The sequence below is a fragment of the uncultured Streptococcus sp. genome (assembly GCF_963525625.1).
GTDB lineage: Bacteria > Bacillota > Bacilli > Lactobacillales > Streptococcaceae > Streptococcus.
The window spans coordinates 199,977-222,358 of the sequence record NZ_CAURLD010000002.1 but is presented as its reverse complement, the minus strand read 5'-3'; the positions used below and the strand labels follow the sequence as shown (position 1 = coordinate 222,358).

At 44.5% G+C, this 22,382-nt stretch carries 25 protein-coding genes; 5 read left to right on the top strand and 20 right to left on the bottom strand.

Going from position 1 to position 22,382, the window contains the following annotated elements; translation table 11 throughout:
* Positions 1–124 precede the first annotated feature (124 nt).
* The 5 genes from RYK49_RS02205 to rsmG all read left to right on the top strand — a co-directional run bounded on the left by RYK49_RS02205 (position 125) and on the right by rsmG (position 5,995).
* Complete coding sequence (locus RYK49_RS02205) at positions 125–742, top strand: TetR/AcrR family transcriptional regulator (RefSeq protein WP_314831396.1); 618 nt, start codon at positions 125–127, stop codon at positions 740–742.
* Between the two features lie 62 nt (positions 743–804).
* Positions 805–2,088, top strand: coding sequence for an MFS transporter (locus tag RYK49_RS02200; protein ID WP_314831395.1), 1,284 nt, complete (start codon positions 805–807; stop codon positions 2,086–2,088).
* Positions 2,063–4,399, top strand: a complete 2,337-nt coding sequence (locus tag RYK49_RS02195; protein ID WP_314831394.1) for an FtsX-like permease family protein — start codon at positions 2,063–2,065, stop codon at positions 4,397–4,399. The genes RYK49_RS02200 and RYK49_RS02195 overlap by 26 nt, the downstream gene beginning before the upstream one ends.
* 57 nt (positions 4,400–4,456) lie before the next feature.
* Positions 4,457–5,200, top strand: a complete 744-nt coding sequence (locus RYK49_RS02190) for an ABC transporter ATP-binding protein (protein ID WP_314831393.1) — start codon at positions 4,457–4,459, stop codon at positions 5,198–5,200.
* Between the two features lie 81 nt (positions 5,201–5,281).
* On the top strand, positions 5,282–5,995 hold the full coding sequence (gene rsmG, locus RYK49_RS02185) for a 16S rRNA (guanine(527)-N(7))-methyltransferase RsmG (RefSeq protein ID WP_314831392.1): 714 nt from the start codon (positions 5,282–5,284) through the stop codon (positions 5,993–5,995).
* Between the two features lie 100 nt (positions 5,996–6,095).
* Here rsmG and RYK49_RS02180 read toward each other — a convergent pair whose 3' ends face one another.
* The 20 genes from RYK49_RS02180 to RYK49_RS02085 form a co-directional block, all read right to left on the bottom strand.
* Complete coding sequence (locus tag RYK49_RS02180) at positions 6,096–7,076, bottom strand: hypothetical protein (RefSeq protein ID WP_314831391.1); 981 nt, start codon at positions 7,074–7,076, stop codon at positions 6,096–6,098.
* A 105-nt stretch (positions 7,077–7,181) separates the two neighbouring features.
* Positions 7,182–8,018, bottom strand: coding sequence for an energy-coupling factor transporter transmembrane protein EcfT (locus tag RYK49_RS02175; RefSeq protein WP_314831390.1), 837 nt, complete (start codon positions 8,016–8,018; stop codon positions 7,182–7,184).
* Positions 8,011–9,696 carry an ABC transporter ATP-binding protein gene (locus RYK49_RS02170; RefSeq protein WP_314831389.1) on the bottom strand — a complete coding sequence of 562 codons (1,686 nt, stop codon included), beginning with the start codon at positions 9,694–9,696 and terminating at the stop codon, positions 8,011–8,013. The genes RYK49_RS02175 and RYK49_RS02170 overlap by 8 nt, the downstream gene beginning before the upstream one ends.
* 9 nt (positions 9,697–9,705) lie before the next feature.
* On the bottom strand, positions 9,706–10,467 hold the full coding sequence (locus tag RYK49_RS02165) for a nucleoside phosphorylase (RefSeq protein ID WP_314831388.1): 762 nt from the start codon (positions 10,465–10,467) through the stop codon (positions 9,706–9,708).
* Positions 10,468–10,683: 216 nt separating this feature from the next.
* Positions 10,684–10,944 (bottom strand): SemiSWEET family transporter, encoded by a 261-nt coding sequence (locus RYK49_RS02160; protein WP_002898091.1) that lies wholly within the window; start codon positions 10,942–10,944, stop codon positions 10,684–10,686.
* 180 nt (positions 10,945–11,124) lie between these two features.
* A complete protein-coding gene (locus tag RYK49_RS02155; protein ID WP_314831387.1) occupies positions 11,125–12,042 on the bottom strand; it encodes a DUF4299 family protein in 918 nt (305 codons plus the stop codon).
* A gap of 285 nt (positions 12,043–12,327) precedes the next feature.
* Positions 12,328–12,687, bottom strand: coding sequence for a TfoX/Sxy family protein (locus RYK49_RS02150; protein ID WP_314831386.1), 360 nt, complete (start codon positions 12,685–12,687; stop codon positions 12,328–12,330).
* Between the two features lie 9 nt (positions 12,688–12,696).
* Positions 12,697–13,110, bottom strand: coding sequence for a VOC family protein (locus RYK49_RS02145; RefSeq protein ID WP_314864716.1), 414 nt, complete (start codon positions 13,108–13,110; stop codon positions 12,697–12,699).
* 56 nt (positions 13,111–13,166) lie between these two features.
* A complete protein-coding gene (locus tag RYK49_RS02140) occupies positions 13,167–13,970 on the bottom strand; it encodes an AraC family transcriptional regulator (RefSeq protein ID WP_314831384.1) in 804 nt (267 codons plus the stop codon).
* Positions 13,971–14,208: 238 nt separating this feature from the next.
* Positions 14,209–14,517, bottom strand: a complete 309-nt coding sequence (locus RYK49_RS02135) for a putative quinol monooxygenase (RefSeq protein ID WP_314864714.1) — start codon at positions 14,515–14,517, stop codon at positions 14,209–14,211.
* 15 nt (positions 14,518–14,532) lie between these two features.
* Positions 14,533–15,519: a rhodanese-related sulfurtransferase gene (locus RYK49_RS02130; protein ID WP_314864711.1), complete on the bottom strand. Its 987-nt coding sequence runs from the start codon at positions 15,517–15,519 to the stop codon at positions 14,533–14,535.
* 138 nt (positions 15,520–15,657) lie between these two features.
* Positions 15,658–16,149 (bottom strand): DUF6773 family protein, encoded by a 492-nt coding sequence (locus RYK49_RS02125; protein WP_314864709.1) that lies wholly within the window; start codon positions 16,147–16,149, stop codon positions 15,658–15,660.
* A gap of 14 nt (positions 16,150–16,163) precedes the next feature.
* Positions 16,164–16,361 (bottom strand): helix-turn-helix transcriptional regulator, encoded by a 198-nt coding sequence (locus RYK49_RS02120; RefSeq protein WP_125434198.1) that lies wholly within the window; start codon positions 16,359–16,361, stop codon positions 16,164–16,166.
* Positions 16,345–16,542: a hypothetical protein gene (locus RYK49_RS02115; protein ID WP_125434199.1), complete on the bottom strand. Its 198-nt coding sequence runs from the start codon at positions 16,540–16,542 to the stop codon at positions 16,345–16,347. Before RYK49_RS02115 ends, RYK49_RS02120 begins: the two co-directional genes overlap by 17 nt.
* Positions 16,543–16,677: 135 nt before the next feature.
* Positions 16,678–17,220 (bottom strand): ECF-type riboflavin transporter substrate-binding protein, encoded by a 543-nt coding sequence (locus RYK49_RS02110; RefSeq protein WP_002900998.1) that lies wholly within the window; start codon positions 17,218–17,220, stop codon positions 16,678–16,680.
* Positions 17,221–17,231: 11 nt separating this feature from the next.
* Entirely contained in the window at positions 17,232–18,077 is an 846-nt protein-coding gene (locus tag RYK49_RS02105) for an S-adenosyl-l-methionine hydroxide adenosyltransferase family protein (protein ID WP_002911906.1), read from the bottom strand.
* Between the two features lie 31 nt (positions 18,078–18,108).
* Positions 18,109–18,702: an MptD family putative ECF transporter S component gene (locus RYK49_RS02100; protein ID WP_314831532.1), complete on the bottom strand. Its 594-nt coding sequence runs from the start codon at positions 18,700–18,702 to the stop codon at positions 18,109–18,111.
* Positions 18,703–18,718: 16 nt separating this feature from the next.
* On the bottom strand, positions 18,719–20,101 hold the full coding sequence (locus RYK49_RS02095) for a M20/M25/M40 family metallo-hydrolase (protein ID WP_314831531.1): 1,383 nt from the start codon (positions 20,099–20,101) through the stop codon (positions 18,719–18,721).
* 117 nt (positions 20,102–20,218) lie between these two features.
* Positions 20,219–21,046 (bottom strand): amino acid ABC transporter substrate-binding protein, encoded by an 828-nt coding sequence (locus RYK49_RS02090; protein ID WP_125336485.1) that lies wholly within the window; start codon positions 21,044–21,046, stop codon positions 20,219–20,221.
* Positions 21,047–21,161: 115 nt separating this feature from the next.
* Entirely contained in the window at positions 21,162–22,307 is a 1,146-nt protein-coding gene (locus RYK49_RS02085; protein WP_314831530.1) for a M20 peptidase aminoacylase family protein, read from the bottom strand.
* Positions 22,308–22,382: the final 75 nt, after the last annotated feature.

Sequence of the window (22,382 nt, the reverse complement as noted above, 5' to 3'; positions counted from 1 at the left end):
ATTATATCAAAAAATAGAGGAACTGTCTTTATTCTTGACATTGATTTAGAAAAGATGTACGATAAAGGAAAGAATAAACCGACTGTCGGTCTAATAAAATTTTACTAATAAAAAGGATGCAAGCATGGCCAATAAAAAAGACTTTATCTTAGATACCGCTCAGGAGCTTTTTATGGAGCAAGGCTTTGACCAGACCTCTATCTCCCAGATTTTAGAAGCGACTCAAATCGCCCGTGGTACTCTCTACTATTACTTTTCTTCTAAGGAAGAGATAATGGATGCCATCATTGAGCGAACCATTGAAAGAGCATTTACAGCTTCCCAAGCCTTTGCTGATAATCGTGAATTGACTATCATAGAGCGCTTGGTTGGCAGCATGGCTGCTCTAAATCTTAATCATCAAGAGGGAGAGGGAGTGCTGCTGCATCTCAATCAGCCGCAAAATGCACTCTTGCACGAAAAGACCAATCAAATTCTTCTTGAACGGGCACCCCAGATTTTACTTCCTATCATCCAAGACGGCATCGCCGCTGGAGACATGAAAACTGACTATCCATATGAAAGCCTGGAAATGATTCTTACTTATTCGCTTCAAGTTTTTGGCAGCAGTTTTCAGGCTCTACCTCCAGAAAAACAGCAGCAAAAACTGCAAGCTTTTCTCTATCTTTTAGAAACTCTTTTTCACAGCCGGAAAGGCTACTTTGATCCCTTTCTATCTCTGATTCAGACTCAAAGCAGCTAGACAGCTAATTACTAGATTTACTATTTACACTTACTTGACATTGCAAGCATAAGGAGGTAACTATGAAACAATCAGGCTTTAGACTCTTTTTATTGATTTGGATAGGAAGCCTCATTTCAGAAATCGGCTCTGGTATGACTTCTTTCGCTTTAGGTGTTTATATCTTCCAGCTGACCGGTTTGGTTTCTGTTTCTTCTTTTGTTACGCTTTGTGCTTTTCTACCCGGTCTTTTGGTTACTCCTCTGGCTGGAATTCTGGCAGATCGCTATGACCGAAGATTGCTGATGGCTCTGGGAGATGGCTTGTCAGGCTTAGGCGTTCTCTGGATTTACTTTAGTCTGAAGAATCCTGCTTTGATTTTTATCTGTATCGGAGCTGCGATTAGCTCACTCTTTTCAGCCTTGGTAAATCCAGCCTTTAGAGCTACGATTTCCGACTTGCTGCCTGAGGACCAGTTATCAAAAGCAACTGGTTTGTCCCAGATTAATGGCATTGCCCGCTATCTGATTTCACCAGCCTTGGCTGGAATGATTTTGGCGAGTGGACATATCAGCACGATTCTGTTGCTGGATTTTTCGACCATTTTCGTGACAGTAGCCTGCACCTTGCTCGCTCGGAGGGCCATTCACACACAAGTTTATAGCAGTGATAGTCGTTTCTGGGCTGATTTCCTTAAAGGTTTTCAAATCGTCTATGGAAAAAAAGGCATCTGGATTTTAGTCCTAGCTGGAATAGGCTTTTCCTTCTTTCTGGGAACAGTGCAAATCCTGCTTTCTCCCTTGGTGCTGGCTTTCTCAGACGCCAAAACGGTCGGTTGGGTCATGACCATCTCTAGCAGTGGTATGCTGATTGGAGGCTTGGTTCTGGGGATATTTGCTATCAAAAAACACTTCCATCGTATGCTCTGCCTATCTCTATTTCTACTGGGGCTCTTCATGGTTGGGCTGGGAATGAAGGAAAACTTCATCTGGATTTGCAGCTTTGGCTTTCTCCTCTTTGCTGCTCTGCCTTTTGCCAATACAGCCATTGACTACCTGGTCCGCATCAATATTAACAAAGCCGATCAAGGCAAGGTCTGGGGAACCATTGGCATTATTTCTCAGCTGGGCTATGTGCTAGCTTATGCCGGCATGGGTTGGGTTGCGGATACACTTTTCAAACCCTCGCTGACTTACTTTGGCTGGCTGGCAAATTCCGTCGGAAAAATCATCGGTGTTGGAGGAGGCAGAGGCTACGGTCTGCTCTTTATCCTATCCGGTATCTCTATCAGCATCGGTGCTTACCTGCTCTCCCGAGCACGTTCAGTAAAGGAGCTGGAATATGTTTCAACGCTTGATAAAAAATGATTTAAAAGAAAATAAAGTCAGTATGCTGGTCATCGGGCTTTTCCTTCTTCTGACTCTGACTCTAAGCTTTGCAGCCACGCGCCTGACCATCAGTCTCACTAGCTCGATTGAGCGCTTTGTGGAAACAGCTAAAAGTCCTCACCTGCTACAGATGCACAGCGGAAACGTCAACCGAGAACGCCTGCAAAACTTCGTCCAGCAGCATCCGGAAATTGCCTCCTGGCAGCTGACAGACTTTGTCAACGTGGAAGGGTCAGCCATCCGTATCAATGGGCAGGACTCGCTTCAGGACAGCTCTCAGGATAATGGCTTTTCCAGTCAGAACCAAAACTTTGACTTTCTGCTGGATCAGAATAACCAGCCTGCCCAGCCTCGGCCAGGGCAAGTTTATATCCCCCTTTATTATTACAATAGCGGAAAAATCAAAATCGGCGACCAAATAAGGGTCGGCAAACTGCAGCTAACTGTCCAGGGCTTTATCCGAGATGCCCAGATGAATGCTGGTCTAGTCTCCTCCAAGCGCTTCCTCATCTCGCAAACTGATTTGCAGACTCTGAAAAAAGAAGCATTTGCATCTAATGAGAACCTGATTGCCTTTCGAGTGCATAAGCTTAGCCAGATTTCTACTATCGAGCAAGCCTATAAAAATGCCGAGCTTGAGTCCAATGGACCGCCTATGATTACCTATCCGACTATAAAGATGATTAATGGCTTCAATGACGCTCTAGTCATCCTGGTCATGGGGCTGCTAGTTGTGGCCATCGTTGGCATCACCTTTCTCTGCATGCGCTTTGCCCTCTTGACCAAGATTCAAGAAGACCTGCAGCAGATTGCAGTTATGAAGGTGATGGGACTGCCCCAAAGCTTTATCAGCAGGGTCTACCTGACCAAGTATTATTTCTGTCTGGCTCTAGCAACCATCGTAGGCTGGGGACTGTCCTTTCTCCTGAGCGCTCCTTTTAAAAAGCAAATGTCACTGTCTATGGGACAAAGCCCGACGCCCTTCTATAGCTATCTTTTGGAAATACTAGTGGCTCTGCTGCTCTGTCTCTTGGTCTTCTGGCTGACTGCCCGGCCTCTTAGCTCCTTTAAGAAAATGACGCCCAGCCAAGCTTTAAGATTAGCTTCTTCCAACAGTCTGGCCGAGACTCGTTCTACTCCGAAAATGGGCTTACCGACTATCCCCTTCTTAGACAGACCCTATTTCGCTCTGAAAACGATTCTCAGTCATAAAAAACTCTATTTGACTATCTTGTTCATTGTCAGTTTGATTAGCCTGCTTATCCTGCTGCCAGCCAGTCTCTATAGCACTGTGATGGACAAGAACTTCATCCAGTATCTGGGAGCTGGTCAGGCAGATGTGTTGATTGATATTTCTCAGACTGAAGATATCGATACCAAGGCTGCCCAGCTTCTGAAAGAACTGCAGGCAGACAAGGATATCGCAGAGATCAATCAGTACCAAAGCCAGAATTTCTCCTATCAAGACCAGCAAGGTCAGACCCAGCAGTTGCGGGTAACTCTGGGAAACCATGCAGGATTTCCAGTCAAATACAGCCAAGGTCGTTATCCTAAAAACGAGCATGAAATTGCCCTCTCCAAGCTTATGGCAGAGGAGCTCAAGCTAAAAGCAGGAGACAGCCTGACCTTGACGGTAGACGGTCAAGCCAGAAAACTAAAAGTGGTCGGTATCTACTCAGACCTGACCTACGGCGGCAAGACCGCCAAGGCTGTCTTTGTGACAAAGCAAGCGCAAACCCTCAATAGTCTGACGACCATCCGTCTTAAAGATGCTAGCAACAAAGCTCAAAAAATCAACGAATGGAAAAAACGCTATTCCAACTATAAATTAACCGATGTAGAAGACTTTTTCCATCAGACTTTTGATGACACGCTAGCCATGCTCCGCCTGATTCAGACCAGCGTTTTCTTGACAGGGCTCGGCATTGTCTTCATCCTTATGACTCTCTTTGTCTATATGATTTTCACTAAGGATCAAGCTGACTTGGCGCTTTATCGGATGCTGGGATTTGGCAGTGAACGACTCAGGAGCCACTACCTGCTCGCTGTCTGCTTCATCTTGATGCTGGCTCTGGCAATAGCCGACCTGCTGCTCCTTAGTCTTGGGCAAGAAGTCTGCAGTCTGCTGCTCAGCAGCTTCGGTATCAGCAAACTCCAGCTCATCATCAATAAGTCGCTTACTTTTCTATGGGCACCGCTGACTCTGCTTCTTAGCGGACTCACAGCAGCACACATCAGTCTCCGAGCTCTGAACAAGCTGGAAATTGGACGCTATCTCAAGGAACATTAATCTTAAGCAGATAGCTTTCGAGCGCTTAGCATTTATTTTACATCCGAGGAGAAGCCTATGTTATTAGAAGCACATAACCTCAGCAAAAGCTATCAGGAAAATCAGGAGCCCATTCTCCGTGATTTGTCGCTAGAGATTGAAAGCGGCCAATTCATCGCCATCATGGGGCCGTCCGGCTGCGGGAAATCCACTCTTCTCAATCTTCTGTCCACCATTGACAGACCTGACCAAGGACAGATTCTTTACCAGGGACAGGACCTGCTAGCCATGAAAGATAAGGACTTAGACCGCCTTCGCAGAGAGGCTTTCGGCTTTGTCTTCCAGCAGGCAACCTTCCTGAAAAATCTCAATATCCTAGACAATATTTGCCTACCGAGTATTATTGGTAAGAAAAGCAGCGAGCGAAAGGCAGCCTATGAGCGAGCCAAGGAGTTAATGGCCCTGACTGGAATCGAGGATATAGCCCACCGCAGCATCCATCAAGTATCGGGCGGCCAGCTCCAGCGAGCAGGCATTTGCCGCGCTCTCATGAACCAGCCTCGAATCATTTTTGCTGACGAGCCGACAGGAGCCCTCAACTCTCAAGCCGGCCGTCAGGCTATGGAGCTCATGCAGCACTTCCATCAGCAGGGCGCAAGTATCCTTCTGGTAACCCACGATGCCAGCGTGGCTACCTATGCCGACAAGGTCCTGCTCATTTTAGATGGCAAGATCAAAAAAGAAGTTCTCTTTGACCCAGCCGCTAATCAGGATGAGCGGCGCCAGCTGCTCTTGGCGGAGCTCAATCAGATTGGCATATAAGAAAAGAGGCCCTTTGGCAGAATGCCGGGGTCTCCTTTTTGTGATATAATAGGATGAATACTGACAAACAAGGATGAAACTATGACACCGCAAGAATTTTACCAGCTCTTAGCCCAGCAGGGAATCGAGCCGACCGACCGCCAGAAAGACCAATTTGAGTGTTATTTTCAACTCTTGGTCGAATGGAATGAAAAAATCAATCTAACAGCTATTACCGAGAAAAATGAAGTCTATCTCAAGCATTTCTATGATTCAATAGCGCCCGTTTTGCAAGGCCTGATTGATAATCAAGACCTTAAGCTATTAGATATCGGAGCCGGGGCTGGCTTTCCCAGTCTCCCTATGAAAATCATCTGCCCTCAGCTGGATGTGACTATCATTGACTCGCTCAATAAACGAATCAACTTCCTCAAACTGCTGGCTGAAGAGCTCGGGCTGGACAAGGTTCACTTCTACCACGGTCGCGCAGAAGACTTTGCTCAGGACAAGGCTTTTCGGGCTCAATTTGACTTGGTCACTGCCCGTGCAGTCGCTCGGATGCAGGTTCTGTCTGAGCTGACCATTCCCTATCTAAAAGTGGGTGGCAAGCTCCTAGCGCTCAAGGCTTCTAATGCTCCAGAAGAACTGGAAGAAGCAAAAAATGCCCTCAATTTACTCTTTAGCAAGGTCCAAGACAATCTCAGCTATGCCTTACCAAACGGTGACCCTCGCTTTATTACGGTGGTGGAAAAGAAGAAAGAAACACCCAACAAATACCCCCGCAAAGCCGGCATGCCCAATAAAAGGCCATTATAAGAAAAAATCAGGCAAGGATTGCCTGGTTTTTTATGTCACCGACTAGAAGCTCAATGTAGAAAAGAGATGCTACAAGACTACCGCAAGTATAAAAAGTCACTTACTCACTGTCCTGTTCCTCTAGTTTTAAAACATTGATAAATTCTTCATAAGAATTGACTACATGATCTTGACCGTCTTTTGTGATATTACCATAAACAGTTAAATTATCAAATAGTTGCTTATCTTTCGGTATTAAAAGACTGTAAATGTCTGACAGCAGTTTAGGATCTGTCTTATCCGTCAAAAGATATAATTGACCTCCCTGATTCGTCATCAAGTCATAAGCTTTAGGGTATTCCTCCTTTAGGCGCCAATCAGAAGATTGTTTAATAACTGAATTGGGGAAAGAGATAGATGAGAATATATTATCAATAGGCTCTTTATAGTATTTTTTTAAACTTGTAAAATTACCAATAATATCAGTTCGCTTATCTTTTGGAATTTCGACATCTTTTGGAACATCCTCTATTTTTCCTGTCGCCATATTAAACAAAACTATACGGCCACTTCCGCCTCCAACCTTTTCTAACTCCACTGTTCGATATTCTTGATTATCATAACTAAAGAAAGCCGAATAAGTCGCAAAAGGTACATAACTATCATCATATTCTCGAATCGCTTCAAGTAAATCATATTCCTTACAAGATAACTTATTAGTACTAATATCGTAGACCTGTATTTTCCAAAACTCCCCCCAACTTAAATCTTTCAGATTAAAATCAGGATCATGAAATTGGCGAACAAATTGATAGCTGTCCGTTGAAAGATAGTGCTTTCCATAAACCGCTGCGCCAAATCCTAATGCCTGTCCTTCGCCACTGTTATTATCTGGGACTTTTGAGTCAATAATTTGGGAATTTGCTTTTTTCCATGAAATAACTAAGCCTTGTTTGTTTGCAATAAATTCGTAAGCTCGTGGTTCAATTGCATAGTTTCTTTCTTTATAACGATTATATGTAAAATATCGATACGCATCGTAAGCACCGACTAAAGACAAGACAATGACGAGCACTGCTATAAATTTCCATTTTTTCTTCATATTACTCCTTCCCTTTCAGCGTGTAAGTCTCCTAAAACTCCTAAAATAGTATGTAAATAGAAGATAGTTTAGGAAACCATACATTCATAAGGAACATGCTCCATTCTACCTCCACGGATTATAAAAGCGGCCGTGATTGACTGCGAAGAGGGCAAAGCAAAGTAATAGAAAAGCGACTGCCAGTGTCAGCACCAGCATATCTCGTCTGCTTAGAGCTTGATAGGTATACCAGGTACGTTTTTTATTTTTCCCAAAGCGGCGCAGTTCCATGGCTGTGGCAATGGTATTGATGCGCTCGAGAGAGCTGAAAATCAGCGGAATGATAATCTGCAGATTTCCCTTCACGCGCTGAGACAGTTTAGCTTTCTTGGATAATTCTTGCCCACGCGCTTCCTGAGACATTCTGATTAGGAAGAATTCCTCCTGCAAATCTGGAATATAGCGAAGCGTCAGACTGACCGCATAAGCAATTTTATAAGAAATACCAAGCTGATGTAGGCTAGAAGCAAACTGACTGGGATGGGTTGTCATGAGGAAAATTACTGCCAGAGGTATGGTCGAAACATACTTGAGCAGGAGATTAAAGAGGTAGAACAGCTCCTGAGCAGTTAGATTATAAGCTCCCCAGCCAGTCCAGAGGACATCTTTGGCTCCATAGATATCGACACCATACTGAGGGGCAAAAAGATAGACCATCACTAAGTTAAGAGCAGCAAAGGATGCCGCAAAGACTAAAACAAATGAAATGTCTCGGATGCGGATGTGGGATAGCCGAAAGAGGCAGAGGGACAGCAGGGCTAGCCCCAGCAAAAAGCGAGTATCATAGCTAATCATAGCTGCCACTGATACCAGAACAAAGAACAGCATCTTGCTGGCACCGGACAGACCATGAAGAAACGTCTCGCCTGCATGGTAGCCGATTAATTTTCGCTGATTAAGCATGCTTGTTCTCCTTTTTTTGCATATAAAACTCGGTCAAAGCCAGAGGGTCGGCACCAATCTTCTCAGCCAGAGCAAAGATTGACGTTTCCTTTAGATGGGCCGCCGCAATCAACTCTTGATCTGTCAGCACCTGCGCAGGAGCCTTATCGGCTAAAATCTGACCATCCACCACAACCACTGCCCGATCTGAGTAATCCAGCATCAGCTGCATATCGTGCGTAATCATGATAATGGTATGTCCCTGCTGGTTGAGCTCGTCTAGAAAGTCCATCATTTCGGTATAATGGCGCTGGTCCTGACCAGCTGTCGGCTCATCCAAGAGGATAATCTCTGGATTCAGCACCAAGATAGACGCAATGGTCACCCGCTTCTTCTGGCCGAAAGACAGGGCCGAAATCGGCCAACTACGAAATTCATTGAGGCCACATGTCTTAAGAGCCGCATGGACCCGCTCTTCGATTTCCGCTTCTGCCAGCCCGCGCAAGCGCAAGCCTAGAGCCACTTCATCAAAAATCATGGCTGCCGAAATCATCTGATTGGGATTCTGCAGGACATAGCCAATCCGCTCTGCTCGCTCCTTGATGGAGTCTCCTTTTATATCCTGACCCTGCCAGCTATAGCTCCCCTCAGTCTCGATAAACTGACAGAGGGCCTTGGCCAGGGTTGACTTACCAGCTCCATTTTTACCAACGATAGCTATCCGCTCTCCCTCGAAAATCTTCAGGCTGATATCTTGCAAAATAGGCTTGCCGCCGCTCTGGTAAGCAAAGGAAACATGTTCCAGTTCCAGCAAGGGCTCCTGAGACTCTTTGTCAGAGTCAGACCAGTCCTTGCCCTCAAAGGTCACATCTACTAGCTGCAGCTCATCCAAGTGGGACAATCCTTCAGTCTTTTCCACTTCAACGCCTAGCTGGCGTAGAGTGGTAATGTAGAGCGGTTCGCGGATGCCATTTTCAGCTAGCAGCTGGGTTTTGAGCAGCTCATCAGGATGCCCATCAAAGAGGATGCACCCATCATTAACAAGCACCAAGCGGTCTACTGGCCGGTAAAGAACATCTTCTAAACGATGCTCGATAATCAGAGTCGTTGTCCCCGTATCTCGATGAAGCTGGTCAATCAAATCAATGGTGTCCTGTCCTGACTTTGGATCCAGATTAGCCAAGGGCTCGTCAAAGAGCAGAATGGGACTTTCATCAATCAAAACCCCAGCCAGACTGACGCGCTGCTTTTGACCGCCTGATAAATCCTGGGGCCGATGCTGCAAAAGCTCCGCTAAATCCAGCTTCTCTGACCATGTTTTGACTTTTTCTCGCATAAGCGACAGCTCCATCACGTCATTTTCCAGCGCAAAGGCCAAATCTTCTGCTACGCTAAGCCCGATAAACTGGCCATCCGTGTCCTGCAAGACCGTGCTGACTAGATTGGACTTATCATAAATGCTGGATTCAAAGGCTGGCTGCCCCTTAATCAAGAGCTGACCGCTGGCCTCTCCTTTATAAATGTTGGGGATAATCCCATTGAGACACTGGCCCAGCGTTGACTTACCAGAGCCAGATGGCCCGACAATCAGAACCTTCTCCCCCTCGTAAATAGTCAGATTAATCCGCTTCATGGTCGGCTCAGACTGGGCCTGATATTGAAAGCTAAAGTCTTCAAATTGGATAATTGGTTTTTTCATCTTATTTCTCTATAGTGCCAGAGCGATCTGAATCGCTAGATTGGCAATCTTATCTTTTTCGTCCAAGTCTGCATGATTGGCTAGGTTACGCATATCCCAAGCTTCCTCAGATAAGTGGTCAGCTGCATAGAAGAACTGGCAGACGGTTATCTCTCGAAAAGCTGCTAAAGCCGCTACAGCTGAGCATTCCATGTCCACACAGATTGCGCCCTCCGCCTTTCTATGGCGGAGCTTAGCAGGCGTCTCACGGTAAATGCCGTCTGTCGTCCAGACCTTGCCCTTGCTATGGGAAATACCGCGCTCCTCCAGAAAAGCCGTCAGAAAATCTTTCAAGCCAAGATTGACTTCCAGCTCACGGCTAGCTGGCTGGTAGTGATAACTAGTCCCCTCATCACGCAGGGCCTCCGTCGGGATAATGACGGAAGTTTCCTTAATCTCCTCATCCAAGATGCCACAAGTCCCGAAAAGTACTAACTTTTTCATGCCAAACGCAATCAGGTCTTCCAGAATAGCCACACAGGCCGAAGCTCCAACTGGTGCATTAAAGAGAGCCAGTTCCCATCCATCCGCAAAAATACGATAGATAGGAATTTCAATATTTGCCATGCTGGTCGTCGTAATCAGTTCATGCTCAAAATCAGCCAACATCCGCGCAAAAGTCTCTCTGGCAAAGCAGGAGACAGCCGTCTCTGGAAATCCTTCTATGGATTCATTCAAGTCTTTTGGGTTGATGATGGCCTTGCGACTTTGGTCAAATTCTTCAAGTATCATAGGCTTGCTCTCTTATCCCTTTCTTCCTGATGAAACAACCAGCAGAACTCTACTGACTTCATCTTACCATTGTATCATAAAAAGGCGGTCTGCTGAATGCTGCCTGCATATTTTCTACATAGCCAAAGCCATAGGCAGACTCTATAGCGAGATTGCAGTCAATGCTTTTCAAAGGTAAGCCACAAAAAAAGACTGGGCATAAATCCCAATCTCATCTTACATAAGGGCTGTTGCAGCAGTAATCAAGCCAAATACGATGCCCGGCATATTAGCCGCAGCCAAAGGAATGTCCCGCTTCTCTTTAAATAGACCATAAATGACCCAGAGAGTACAGTTTAGAGCAGCTACTGAAGGCTGGATAAAGTCACCCTTGTTGCCAGCTAGATTATTCATAATCTGTGGGATATAGGAAACATACATCATAACAGACATAAACGTGGCCACCCAGCCCAAAATTAGCATGTGTTTTTCTTTCATTTCGTTCTCCTTTTTATAAAACTGACCTCTATTCTATAGCTTCTTTTTGAAATTTTCAAGATATTTTCAATAATGTTATCAAAACGAAAAGAGTCACAAAATTGTGAGAACTGCTGACAAACCTTAAAAAGCCGCCTTTTGGCAGCTCTGTTAAGATTAAAAAAGTAAATTTTCCTAGCGCTAAAACTTCGGTTCTCCATCGGGAAGCTGATCCAAAATGGCTTCCAGTTCCAGCCGATTGAGTGGCTGAATCCGGATCTGACTGGAATCCAGATAGCTACGGTGAGTCTCTGGAATCTTCTCCAAAAAAGCTTTTAAATCCTTTGTTGCCAGATATTTATATCCTTGCGGACTACTGGCATCCTCTATCAGGATATGAAGATGCCATTCCATGTCTTGACTAGCACCGCTCTCAATCATCTCTTTTACCAAGTATCCCTTGGGCATGGGTTGCGTCGGAAGAACTGTCTCCACTCCTTCTGCCAGAACATAAGAGCCCAGGTATTTCCCACCCTGATCCTTATAATACTTAGGAGTAGAAAATTGACTCTGAACTTGCTGCATCTCGGCCATCTGCCTGCCAAACTCCTCCACAGGATCTTCAGCTTTGAATAGTTCCAGAAGTTTTTCCTGCGACATATACAAATCATGAGCATAGCCTTCGAAAACATGCATAGGCGCAGCTGCAACTCTGGCATCGTTGAGGCCGTAGAGAATATCCGCTTCAAAATCAATATTAAAAATCCCGTCAGCGGTGTAAGTGGTGCCGTATTCATCGACAATATCCTGCTTCATCTTCTGAGCCAAACGACTCATGAAGAGAATAGCCCCCTTCCAGTCGCCAACCGTCGATGGTGTCAAGACGCGAATCTGGTAGGTTTCTCGGTCTGACAGATAATAAACTTCAAACCCACGTCCAGCCCCTTCCCAATAGACAGCCAGAAAAGTTCCGACCTGATCCAAGGATTGATAAGCCTTATCGCCCTCAAGGCCTACGACCTCCAGCCCTTCCACCAAGGAAACCAGAGACAGGGGTGTTTCGACCGCCTTATAGCTAAACAAGCCCTTTCGGTTCTGAATGTAAAAAGAAATACTCATACCATGCTCCTTTCTAACGACAAAAGCCTTTCAGAAAGCGAGAAAATGCAAAATCAAAACTCAATACAGGTACAAACTAGCTTTTCTCCAAGGCTTTTAAGACATGCTCCATTCTTAAAATGGACTCTGGTATTAGTATAACATTTTTGGAAGAAAAAGACGAAAAAACCTGTATCCATGAAGAGACATTCCGGCTGAAAACTTCATCAATACAGATTCTAAGAATATATTTGAAAAAAAGCAATGAATAAACTTCTAAGAAAGCAAAACTCATCTGAGCACTTCTCATTTTTTATTCTGCTGCGTCAGCTCCTGATTGTAGGACAAGGCTAGCTTGATCCAGTAAGACAGTTCTTTTTGTCCTTCGCCATCTAAATCAATATAGCCATGATAAAGCCTACCCTTCATTAAAGTCACGCTAGCACCATTTTTAGGCAGAACCTGCTTTTCCATTTCCTTACCAATGCGTACCATGACAAGCTCTTGACTTCTCGAACTCACAGTAACGGTCATCTTACCTCGAACCATAAAAGCCAAGCCACCAAACATCTTCTTCTCTTCTACCTCTTCTTCAAAAACATGAGGGGGAAGATCAGTAGCTAAAATGGCACGGACTTGCTGGGCTAAGGATTCACTATAAGCCATCCTCCTACCTCATTTCATCACATCCCAGCCGATACCAAAACGGTCAATCAAGCGGCCATAAAACTCTGCGAAAGCTTGTTCCTCTAAAGGATAGAGAATTTGCCCACCTTCAGCAAGCTTGGCAAAAAGCTCATCGGCTTCTTCTCTACTGCCTGGGCTCAGAACTAACCATTGATTGGGCTGATGGTGGCTAGGAATAGACAGGTCATTAAAAACACCTACATCCTCACCATTAAGGGTCAAGTTTTCTGTATCTAAAACAATCCAGGCAATCTTATCTCGTTTTTCTGCAGGAAGGTCTGCTGGATCCATCATCTCACTGGCTCGGACAAGTCCCTTTATCTCTATCTGAAAAAGATCTGCATAAAAACAAAAAGCTTCTTCTGCCTGACCATTAAAACTTAAAAACACGTCTAATTTCATTATTGTTCCTCCAATTTTTTATAGCTGAGAATAAATCTCTAGTATCAGTTTATCAATTAAGATAAAAATTTTCTTATTCTCAATTGCGCTTGTTTGGCTAGGGAACGCATGATTAAAACTGGAAGATTAACTGTAATAGGTGGATCGCTGGGCAAGGGCCTGCGCATGCTGATTTCCTCCTGATAGATGCTATCGCCTGCAAAAGTGAGAGGCTCATCGCTGCCCCAGCGAAAGTTATGCTTCAAGACATAGTTTTTAGTTAGGCGTAAATCCTCCAGCAATTCACAGGCCAAAAGATAGTAGCGACCATCGGGTACATTTTCAAAAGTAAACCGGCTCTCCTGACTCAGTGCTACTCCGATAACCGGCTCTTCTTTGGGTATGCGGGTTTTAAACAGCCCGACACAGCTAATGCGTGGTTCATACCCCTCAGGATAAGATAGCGTCACAGTCAAGCGATTGCCACTTTTACAGTCGGGATCCTGATGCAACAAAGCTCCCTTCTCATCCAACTGTTTGACCATAAAATCATAAGCCTTGCTTGATTCCTGATAATATTTTTTAGGCGAAAGTCCAGTATGCCGCTTAAAAGTATTGGAGAAGCTGCCTAGACTATCATAACCAGCTTCCATAGAGGTCTCAGTCACATTTTGCCGACCTTCTACAATCTCCTGAATCCCTTTTTCCATCTTAAGAGCTTCCACATATTGCTTGATAGAAAAGCCCATCTTTTTCTTGAAAGTTCTGGATAGATGGGAAGGGCTATAGTGGAAATGCTGAGCCAAATCGGTCAGACTCAGCTCTTCATCTGCATGCTGACGAAGATAGGCTACCACTTCTTCCATGATAGCTTTAGACATAGACTTGCTCCTTTCCCATTTATTAAGCCCATTATATCACATCAAAAAGAAAGGACAAAAAATCAAAACCGCGGAAAGAAAACCAGAAAGCAAGTAATACTCCGCGAGATATCCCAAGAACATGAGGAAATAGTCTGCTTTCCCAAATCCCTATTTAACAAGACTTTTACCTGTAGATAAATGATAAAAAAACTTTAGACGCTTGAATCGTCTAAAGTTTTTAGTTTTTCTTAGGAATTTAGAAACTTGCCTTACCATCAAAAATAGTCAGCTTATGCAAATTTTCCATGCCTGCAATAATGGGTCTAGCTTTTGCAATGAGATTTTGAAAAACTTCCAAAGTAAGGCTATCATTATGAGCTTGCTCGCTCTCCCAAACTTCGTAAATATAGATGCTATTGGGTTCGTCTGCTTTCTCTCCTAAGATATAGCAGAAACAAGTATCAAGATTTTGCATTTCTTTGACAACTTCTTGCATATATGCAACAAGTTCCTGAGCCTTCCCTTCTTTGGCAATTAATTTACCATAAACGCAAAATTTTTCCATTAGAATCTCTCCTTATTACTGAGCCACTAGTGTTTCCAAGCTTTCTCCAATCGCAGCCAAACGTTCCATCACTTCTGCATGGCTCAAGCCGTTTTCAGCTACATAGCGGTTGCGAGGGTGAACACGGCATTCATGCGAACAGCCACGGAGGTACTTGTCTTCGTTTTCTTCAGAGGTCAGGATGCGGCGGTTACACTCTGGATTGCCACAGTTGACATAGCGCTCGCAAGGAGTACCGTCAAACCAGTCTTTCCCAATCACAACTGGATCAACATGGTTGATATCAACCGAGATACGCTCATCAAAGACATACATCTTGCCGTCCCAAAGCTCACCTTGAACTTCTGGATCCTTGCCGTAAGTCGCGATACCGCCATGAAGCTGGCCGACATCCTTGTAGCCTTCACGCACCATCCAGCCTGAGAATTTCTCACAGCGAACACCACCGGTACAGTAAACAACCACGCGCTTGTCCATGAACTTCTCTTTGTTATCACGGACCCATTGCGGCAATTCGCGGAAGTTGCGGATGTCTGGACGAATTGCCCCACGGAAGTGACCCAGATCGTACTCATAGTCGTTACGAGTGTCTAAGACAACAGTGTCTTCGTCCAAGAGAGCTTCCTTAAATTCCTTAGGTGACAAGTAAGCTCCTGTCGTCTCCAGCGGGTTGATGTCATTATCAAAATCATTGTCTTCCAAGCCCAAGTGCACAATTTCTTTCTTGTAGCGAACAAACATTTTCTTGAAAGCTTGTTCGTTTTCTTCATCCATCTTGAACCAAAGGTCTTCCATACCCGGAAGGCTGTGCACATAATCCATGTATTTTTGAGTGGTCTCATAATCACCAGAAACCGTTCCATTGATTCCCTCATCTGCTACCAAGATACGGCCTTTCAGACCAATAGATTTACAGAAGGCCAGATGATCAGCTGCAAATTTCTCAGCATTCTCAATCGGAACATATTTGTAGTAAAGTAGGACGCGAATATCTTTTGCCATAAGATTTCAACTCTCTTTTCTCTATAAAATTTTCTGAATTTTTTAATTCATCTATTTATTATAACGCGAGAAGAAAAGCTGGGCAAAATATTTGTTTGAAAAATAGCAGAGCTGAAAAGTTTAAGCGAGAAGGATAGGTTAACGCTCTTCTTCCAATTGATCCAAATACTTCTCAAAGCGCTTTTTCTGCCATTTGTTTATATACTCCAAGAAAATATTGACCAGCAGCATAAAGGGAAAGTGAATGACAAAAGTAATTAAAATAACAAATAGAAACATCGGGTGAAAAACACTATTATGATAAATAGCATGATTCAGTTGGAAATTCTGGCAGGCAATCAAGAAAGTCAGAAAGCCTGTCGAAACCAGTAAGCCCCAGATAGTCAGACTGAAACTATTGTAATAATTAGCTCCCAGATACTGAGCTCGAAAGAAGAAATATAAGCAGGCGATAATGATCAAAACCAAGAAGGGCTGATAGTTAATGGCTCTAGCATTCATAGCTACAGAACCAGCATATAAGGCTAAACCACCATACAAGAAGAGACTAAAAGCCTCCATACCAGCCTTATTAACCAGCTTCTCTTCCCGCTCGTCCAAGATCTGTCGTTTAATAAGTTTAATTTTCATGACTAGTCCTTTCTCTATTCAATCCAAAACAATTGATCCAGCGTCTTATTGAGACATTTGCAAATCGCTAAGCATAAACTGAGACTAGGATTGTACTTACCTGCCTCAATCAGGCCAATGGTCTGGCGGGTCACTCCGATAGCATCTGCCAAGTCCCCCTGAGTCATATCATGCTCGACTCGCGCCATCTTTAGCTTAAGATTTTTTGCCATGATCATTGTCCTTATCATTTTTCTTCTTAGTTGCTATGCCTAAAAGTGCACAACCAATTGTAATATCACTGCCAGCAAAAATAAGAAAAGTCTGATTTTGATTGTTCAGTCCTATAACCAAAAAAATGATACCCAAAACAAGCCAAATAAGTGGTGAATATATATTTTTGATATTTTTCATATCGCTTCTCCCTTCATTTTTATAAGTCTATTATACAATATATTTTAAATAATGCAATATATAAATTACATTTTGTTTTTTATTTTGTACAAAAAAAGACCAGGAATTCTCCCAATCTTTCAATTTTTGATGTAATCAATCTTTTTTGAGACTTCCTGCGCGTGTGCGGGTGCGAGCGTAAGCAGTCAGCAAGACAGTTCCGATGACTGCTACTGTCGCAGAATTCACCAGAATTGCTACAATACTTTGAGCAATGACCTTATTGACCGGCTCACCAGATACAATCACATCACCAATCGGGCCGATTAGCCAAGCGATTGCATTGGCTCCAAACTGAATCAAGTTAAAGCGGATAATATCCTTGACTTCAAATTTTCCTTCTTCCACTTGGAAGAATTTTCTAAAGAAGCCAACTAATAGACCGAAGACTCCGCTGCCGGCAATCCAGAACCACCAAAGTCCGCCACCGCTCATAGCGTCTTTAATGGCATGGCCAATGAAGCCCATCAGGAAACCGACGATTGGTCCAAAGATGACGCTAAAAAGAGCTTGCAGAGGGTATTGGAGCTGGATGCTGGTATTGGGTACAGGCGTTGGGATATTGATCATTCCGATGACCACGAATAGGGCTGCTCCAATTCCTGTTGCGACTACGTTTCTGATTGTATTATTTTTCATTTTCTTCTTCCTTAATTTTCAATTCTCTTGATTTCAATATGCCATTGGGCACCGACGCCAACATTGTAGGCCTTAGCAAAAGAACCTTGGTTAATCGCTAAGCCAACCCGATAGAGGGAGTTGATATAGAGGATAGGCTGACCGATGCGGACATCCGCAAAGGACTTGCCATAGGTTACTTGGTTTTGATAAACCAGCATATCATTGTTGTAGATGGTAACCTCGAAGCGGTCGCCAAATTCTGGTTTTAAGGTGCAGAATTCCTCGCGGGTGATAGAGGTCCAGAGAGAGCCGAAGCGGACATCCAGGATATCAATAGCTCCGCTGACATAATTATCCGCAAGCGTAGTTTCGACTACCTGAATTTCGACAATGTCTTCAACTTTAAGCTCCGGTCCAACCTCTTCAAAGCTGATGTGGCCACTGGCTAGCTTAGCACCCGTATAGGCATAAACATCACGGCCATGGAAAGTATAGGAATGCTCTGTATCCTTGCGGCGATTTTCCACCTCAGAAATTTCCCGAATAGCCTCAATGCCAACATGCTTCTTGATGAAAGACAGGGTGCCATTGTCAGGTGTGACGATGTACTGGCCCTTTTTAGTCTTGGCTACCACACTCTTACGCTTGGAACCAACGCCTGGATCCACTACTGACACAAAAGTCGTTCCTGCTGGCCAGTAATTAACTGTCTGAAAGAGACGATAGCTCCCCTCAAAGATGTTGTAAGGGGTGATATCGTGAGTCAGATGATGAATTTTCAGAGTAGGCGATTCTTCTAAGGCTACTCCTATCATGGCTGACACAGCTCCATCTACCAGACCAAAGTCCGACTGGAGTACGAGTAAATTGTTCATGTTTTCTCCTTAGTTATATTTTCGATGGTATTTAGACCGAAGCTGGCTTGGGAAGTCTCGCTTTAAGGATTTGCTTTCCTAACAGGGCTCCAAGTAAAGCGCCCAGTAAAATGCTGGCTACAAACCAGAGGACCAAGCTGGGTTCAGGCTTAAGCATGACCTGCTCGATGTAAGCCAGAGTCTTGCCTCTGGCAAGAAGACTAGCTTCATACTGCTTGGGCGCCAGCCACATTAGGAAAATAGGACCTGCTGTGCTAAAGCTGAAAACCATAAAAGCCAGCAAGCTTCTAACAGTCTTTTGATAGCTGCCTGACCGAGCTATAAGATCCGCTAAAATACCACAAATCAAACCTGGTAGAAAGGCGCCAAAGCCATGTCGACTGAGCAGAAAGAAGAAACCTAGCAGACAGCCTAAGCCGCTGATCAGACCGAAGGTCTTTATTTTCTCTGTATAGAAGATAAACAGAACTCCGCCAAAGAAAGCTGTAAAAGCTGGAGCGTAAAACATATTGCCTGAGCGGTCAAATAGAAGCCCAACCAAGACGCCTAAGAGCATGGCTAGGAAATAAAAGAGGTAAAAGAAGCCAGCCTGCTTCAGTTTGTCTTTTCTTATAGAGTATAGCATAAGCCTTCCTTTCCCGCTAGTCAACTCGACGATAACTGCCAATCAAGTCTTGAATGAGCTCTATATGTGTATAATAATCAGCAATTTTTACATTCTCATCTCCGCCATGATCTCGACTATTGGCATTGCCAAGTCCGAAAGCCGCCATAGGAACCTCCAAGGCCTCATAGACCGTGTGCATCGGACCAGTTCCAGCTGAAGTCGGCAGAACAGAGATGCCCTCTTGGTAGTAATCTTTAGCCAGCTCGATAAGATTGAGAATGGAAGGTGCACTCATGTCGCTGCGATAGCTCATCTCTCCTAAGGTATAGGTCAGCTTAACCGCTGGATAGCCATTCTTGTCCAGCTGCTGACGAATCTTGTCCAAAACATCTTGTGGTTCCAGACCTGGCACCAAACGAACCTCCATCTTGGCCTGGGCATCTGAAGGCAAAATGGTTTTAACCCCTTGGCCTTGATAGCCTGATCCGAAGCCTTCAATATTCACCGAAGGCTCAAAGTAAAATCGACGGAGAAATTCCTTACGTTCGTCCAATAGAACTGGCAATTTCAAGCCATAGACTTGACTCAACTCTTCAGGAGTCCGCAGGGCATATTCCTCAATTAGGGCCATCTCCCGTTCATTAGGCTCTTGAACCTGCTCATAGATGCCTTCAACTAAGATGTGGCCGTCTGGACTGCGCAAGCTGGATAAAGCATTGAGCAAATACCAGGAAGCGGAATTGATAACGCCACCGAAGCTGGAATGGATGTCAACATCTGCACTTTTGACCGTCATGTCAAAGGTAACAATTCCCTTGTTACCGCCCGAGATTTCCAGCTGCCCTAGGTTATTGCGGCTACCTTGCTCCCAGACCAGCAAATCCGCTCCTCGCAGGCGTTTGCGATGCTTGGCCAGATATTTATCTAAGTCTGTCGAAGCGGACTCTTCTGCCCCTTCCATCATAAAAATGATATTGACTGGCAAATCACCGTACTCTCGAATATACTTGCGAACGGCTGTCAGACGGGCAGTAATGTGCCCCTTGTCATCATCCACTCCTCGCCCATAAATGACCCCGTAATGAACTGACAGTGTAAAGGGATCATTGGTCCAAGGCTGGTCATCGTCTGCCGGCACTGTATCGTAGTGGTTGTAGAAAATAATAGTCTTAGCAGCAGGATTTGAAGAAAGAAACTCCGCCAAAATAAATGGAGCAGTATAGCTGTCGTCAATCATGACCTTGGCACCTGCAGCTGTAAAAATCTCTCCTAAATAATTGGCTACTTCCTGAAGACCAACCTGCTGGGCAAAGATTGATTTTTTAGAAATCAAGGTCCGCAGCACTTCAAAATAGTGCTGGGCTACCTCGTCGTTTTCAAATTTCTTGATTTGTTCAGTCTCAGTTGAGAAAGGCATGCGTTACTCCTATTAACAGCAGATAAAGGGCTGGGGAAATAAGCTTCCCCGCCCTTATCGTATTTCTTGTATCAAAGTCTAGTCAGCCAAATTGCAGACTAGACTTGATGGGATTTCTTACTTGATGTCTTTTGCATCTGGCAGGTAAGAGCCGCCAAAGAATTCTTGTGATAGTTTTTCAAGCGTACCATCCTCATAGAGTTCTTTGATTCGCTTGTTGACAAATTTTTGCAAGTCTTCCTGACCGCTTGCAATAATCGGATAGACATAAGGCTGCTGGTCGCTTGGAAGCTCAATCACTTCCAGATTATCCAAGCCTTGATCTTTGATAATAGACTCTACAGTTATGCGCTCAAAAATCTTATAGTCCGTACGGCCGTCATTGAGATTGGCCAAGATTTGCTGAATGGTTCCATCCGTATAATTGATTTTTGTCGGTTTATCGCTATGCTCCTTGTTGTAGTCCTCTAGCTGCTGAGCTGTTGAAGTCCCCTGAACAACCTCAGTAGACTTGCCGCCAATGTCATCCAGCGACTTGATGCCCTCACCCTTACGGACAACTAAAACTGTTGGATTTTTTGCATATGGACTAGCATAGAGATATTTGTTAGCCCGTTCTTCAGAATAGCTGATATTATTGGCACCGATCTGGTAGCGGTCGCTGTCCAGACCTGAGAATATAGAAGCCCACTTGGTCTTATTGAAATTGACTTCATACTTGTCTGAATCCTTAAAGATAGCACGAAGGACTTCGATATCGTAGCCAGTCAGTTTACCGTCTTTATCCTCGTATGAAAATGGTTTGGTCGTCCCCACTGTTCCGACTTCTACCTTTGTTTTCTCTGTTTTCTTCTCACTTGATGATGAGCAAGCCACCAAGGCACCAATGGCCAAGACACTGACGGCTGCCAGAGAGAAGTATTTCAAGGTTTTCTTCAGGTTCATATTTCGAATTCCTCCTAAAAAGTCTTTCTTTATCATATCAAATAAGAAGAAGCTTGACCATTATATATTTTTTATGGAGGTGATAGCTTTTCTTTATCAGCTCTGAGGCAGTCATTTACTCGACTTTCTGCCTGTAGTGCTGCAGAAGAAAGAGGGCGCTTTCGACATAGTAGGGAACGGAAACTTTGAAGGCTTCATCATCAATGACCATGCTGTCGTGATGGAGGTCAGGAGCATTTTCCGCACCATTTGAGCCGATAAAGGCAAAGACGCCTGGAAGCTTCTCCTGATAAAAGGCAAAATCTTCTCCAGCCGAGGATGGACTGGCTGGCAGGACATCAGCCAGATTCTGTGAGTGCTCATAAAGAAGCTCGGCCAATTCAGGGTCATTATAGGTCACTGGCGGAGTATGGTCCCACGAAATCCTGACCTGAGCTCCAAAATTCTCAGCTGTATTCTCTACAATTCGGACAAAGTCTTCCTTGAGACGCTGCTGCAAGGTCGGATTGAAGCTACGAATCGTTCCTTCAAAAAAGCCCGACTGCGGCAGTACATTCCAGGTCGCTCCTGCTTCGATATGAGTCACAGATAAGACAGCCGCTTCAAAAGGAGACACTGTACGGGCTACTTGCGCCTGCAGATTTTGAATCATACTGGTTAAGGTCAATACTGTATCAACACCCAAATCTGGTCTAGCCGCATGGCTGCTGACTCCTTCTACCTCCACCTTGAATTTCTCAACCCCAGCCATCATGGCTCCCGCTTTAAGTGCTAGCTGTCCCGCCTTAAGCTGGGGCATATTGTGAAAGCCGATAATAGCAGACACATCGTCCAACAGACCAGTCGCAAGAACCTGACTAGCTCCCTGAGAAGTTTCCTCAGCTGGCTGAAAAATCAAACGAACCGTTCCTCTCAAATCTCCTTCCATAGCCTTGAGCAGCTCCGCTGCCCCCAAGAGGCTGGTCTGGTGAAAATCATGGCCGCAAGCGTGCATAACGCCTGAATTCTGACTGGCGTACGGCAGACCTGTCTGCTCCAAAATGGGCAGAGCATCGATATCTGCTCTCAGGGCAATAATGGGCTTGCCAGAGCCAATCTCGGCAACCAAGCCCGTTTTTAGATTGGATTCTAAAATCCTAATCTCCAAATCTTCCAAATAGCCTTTTAGGAAAGCCGTCGTCTCAAATTCCTGCCCAGACAGCTCTGGATGCTGATGAAGATAATGCCGCGTTTGCATTAGTTTATCATAAAATTTTTTCATGGCAGACTCCTTTACTCGAATACACCTATCTATCATTCAGTATAGCACAAAGCTGGACGAGGACACAAAAATAGA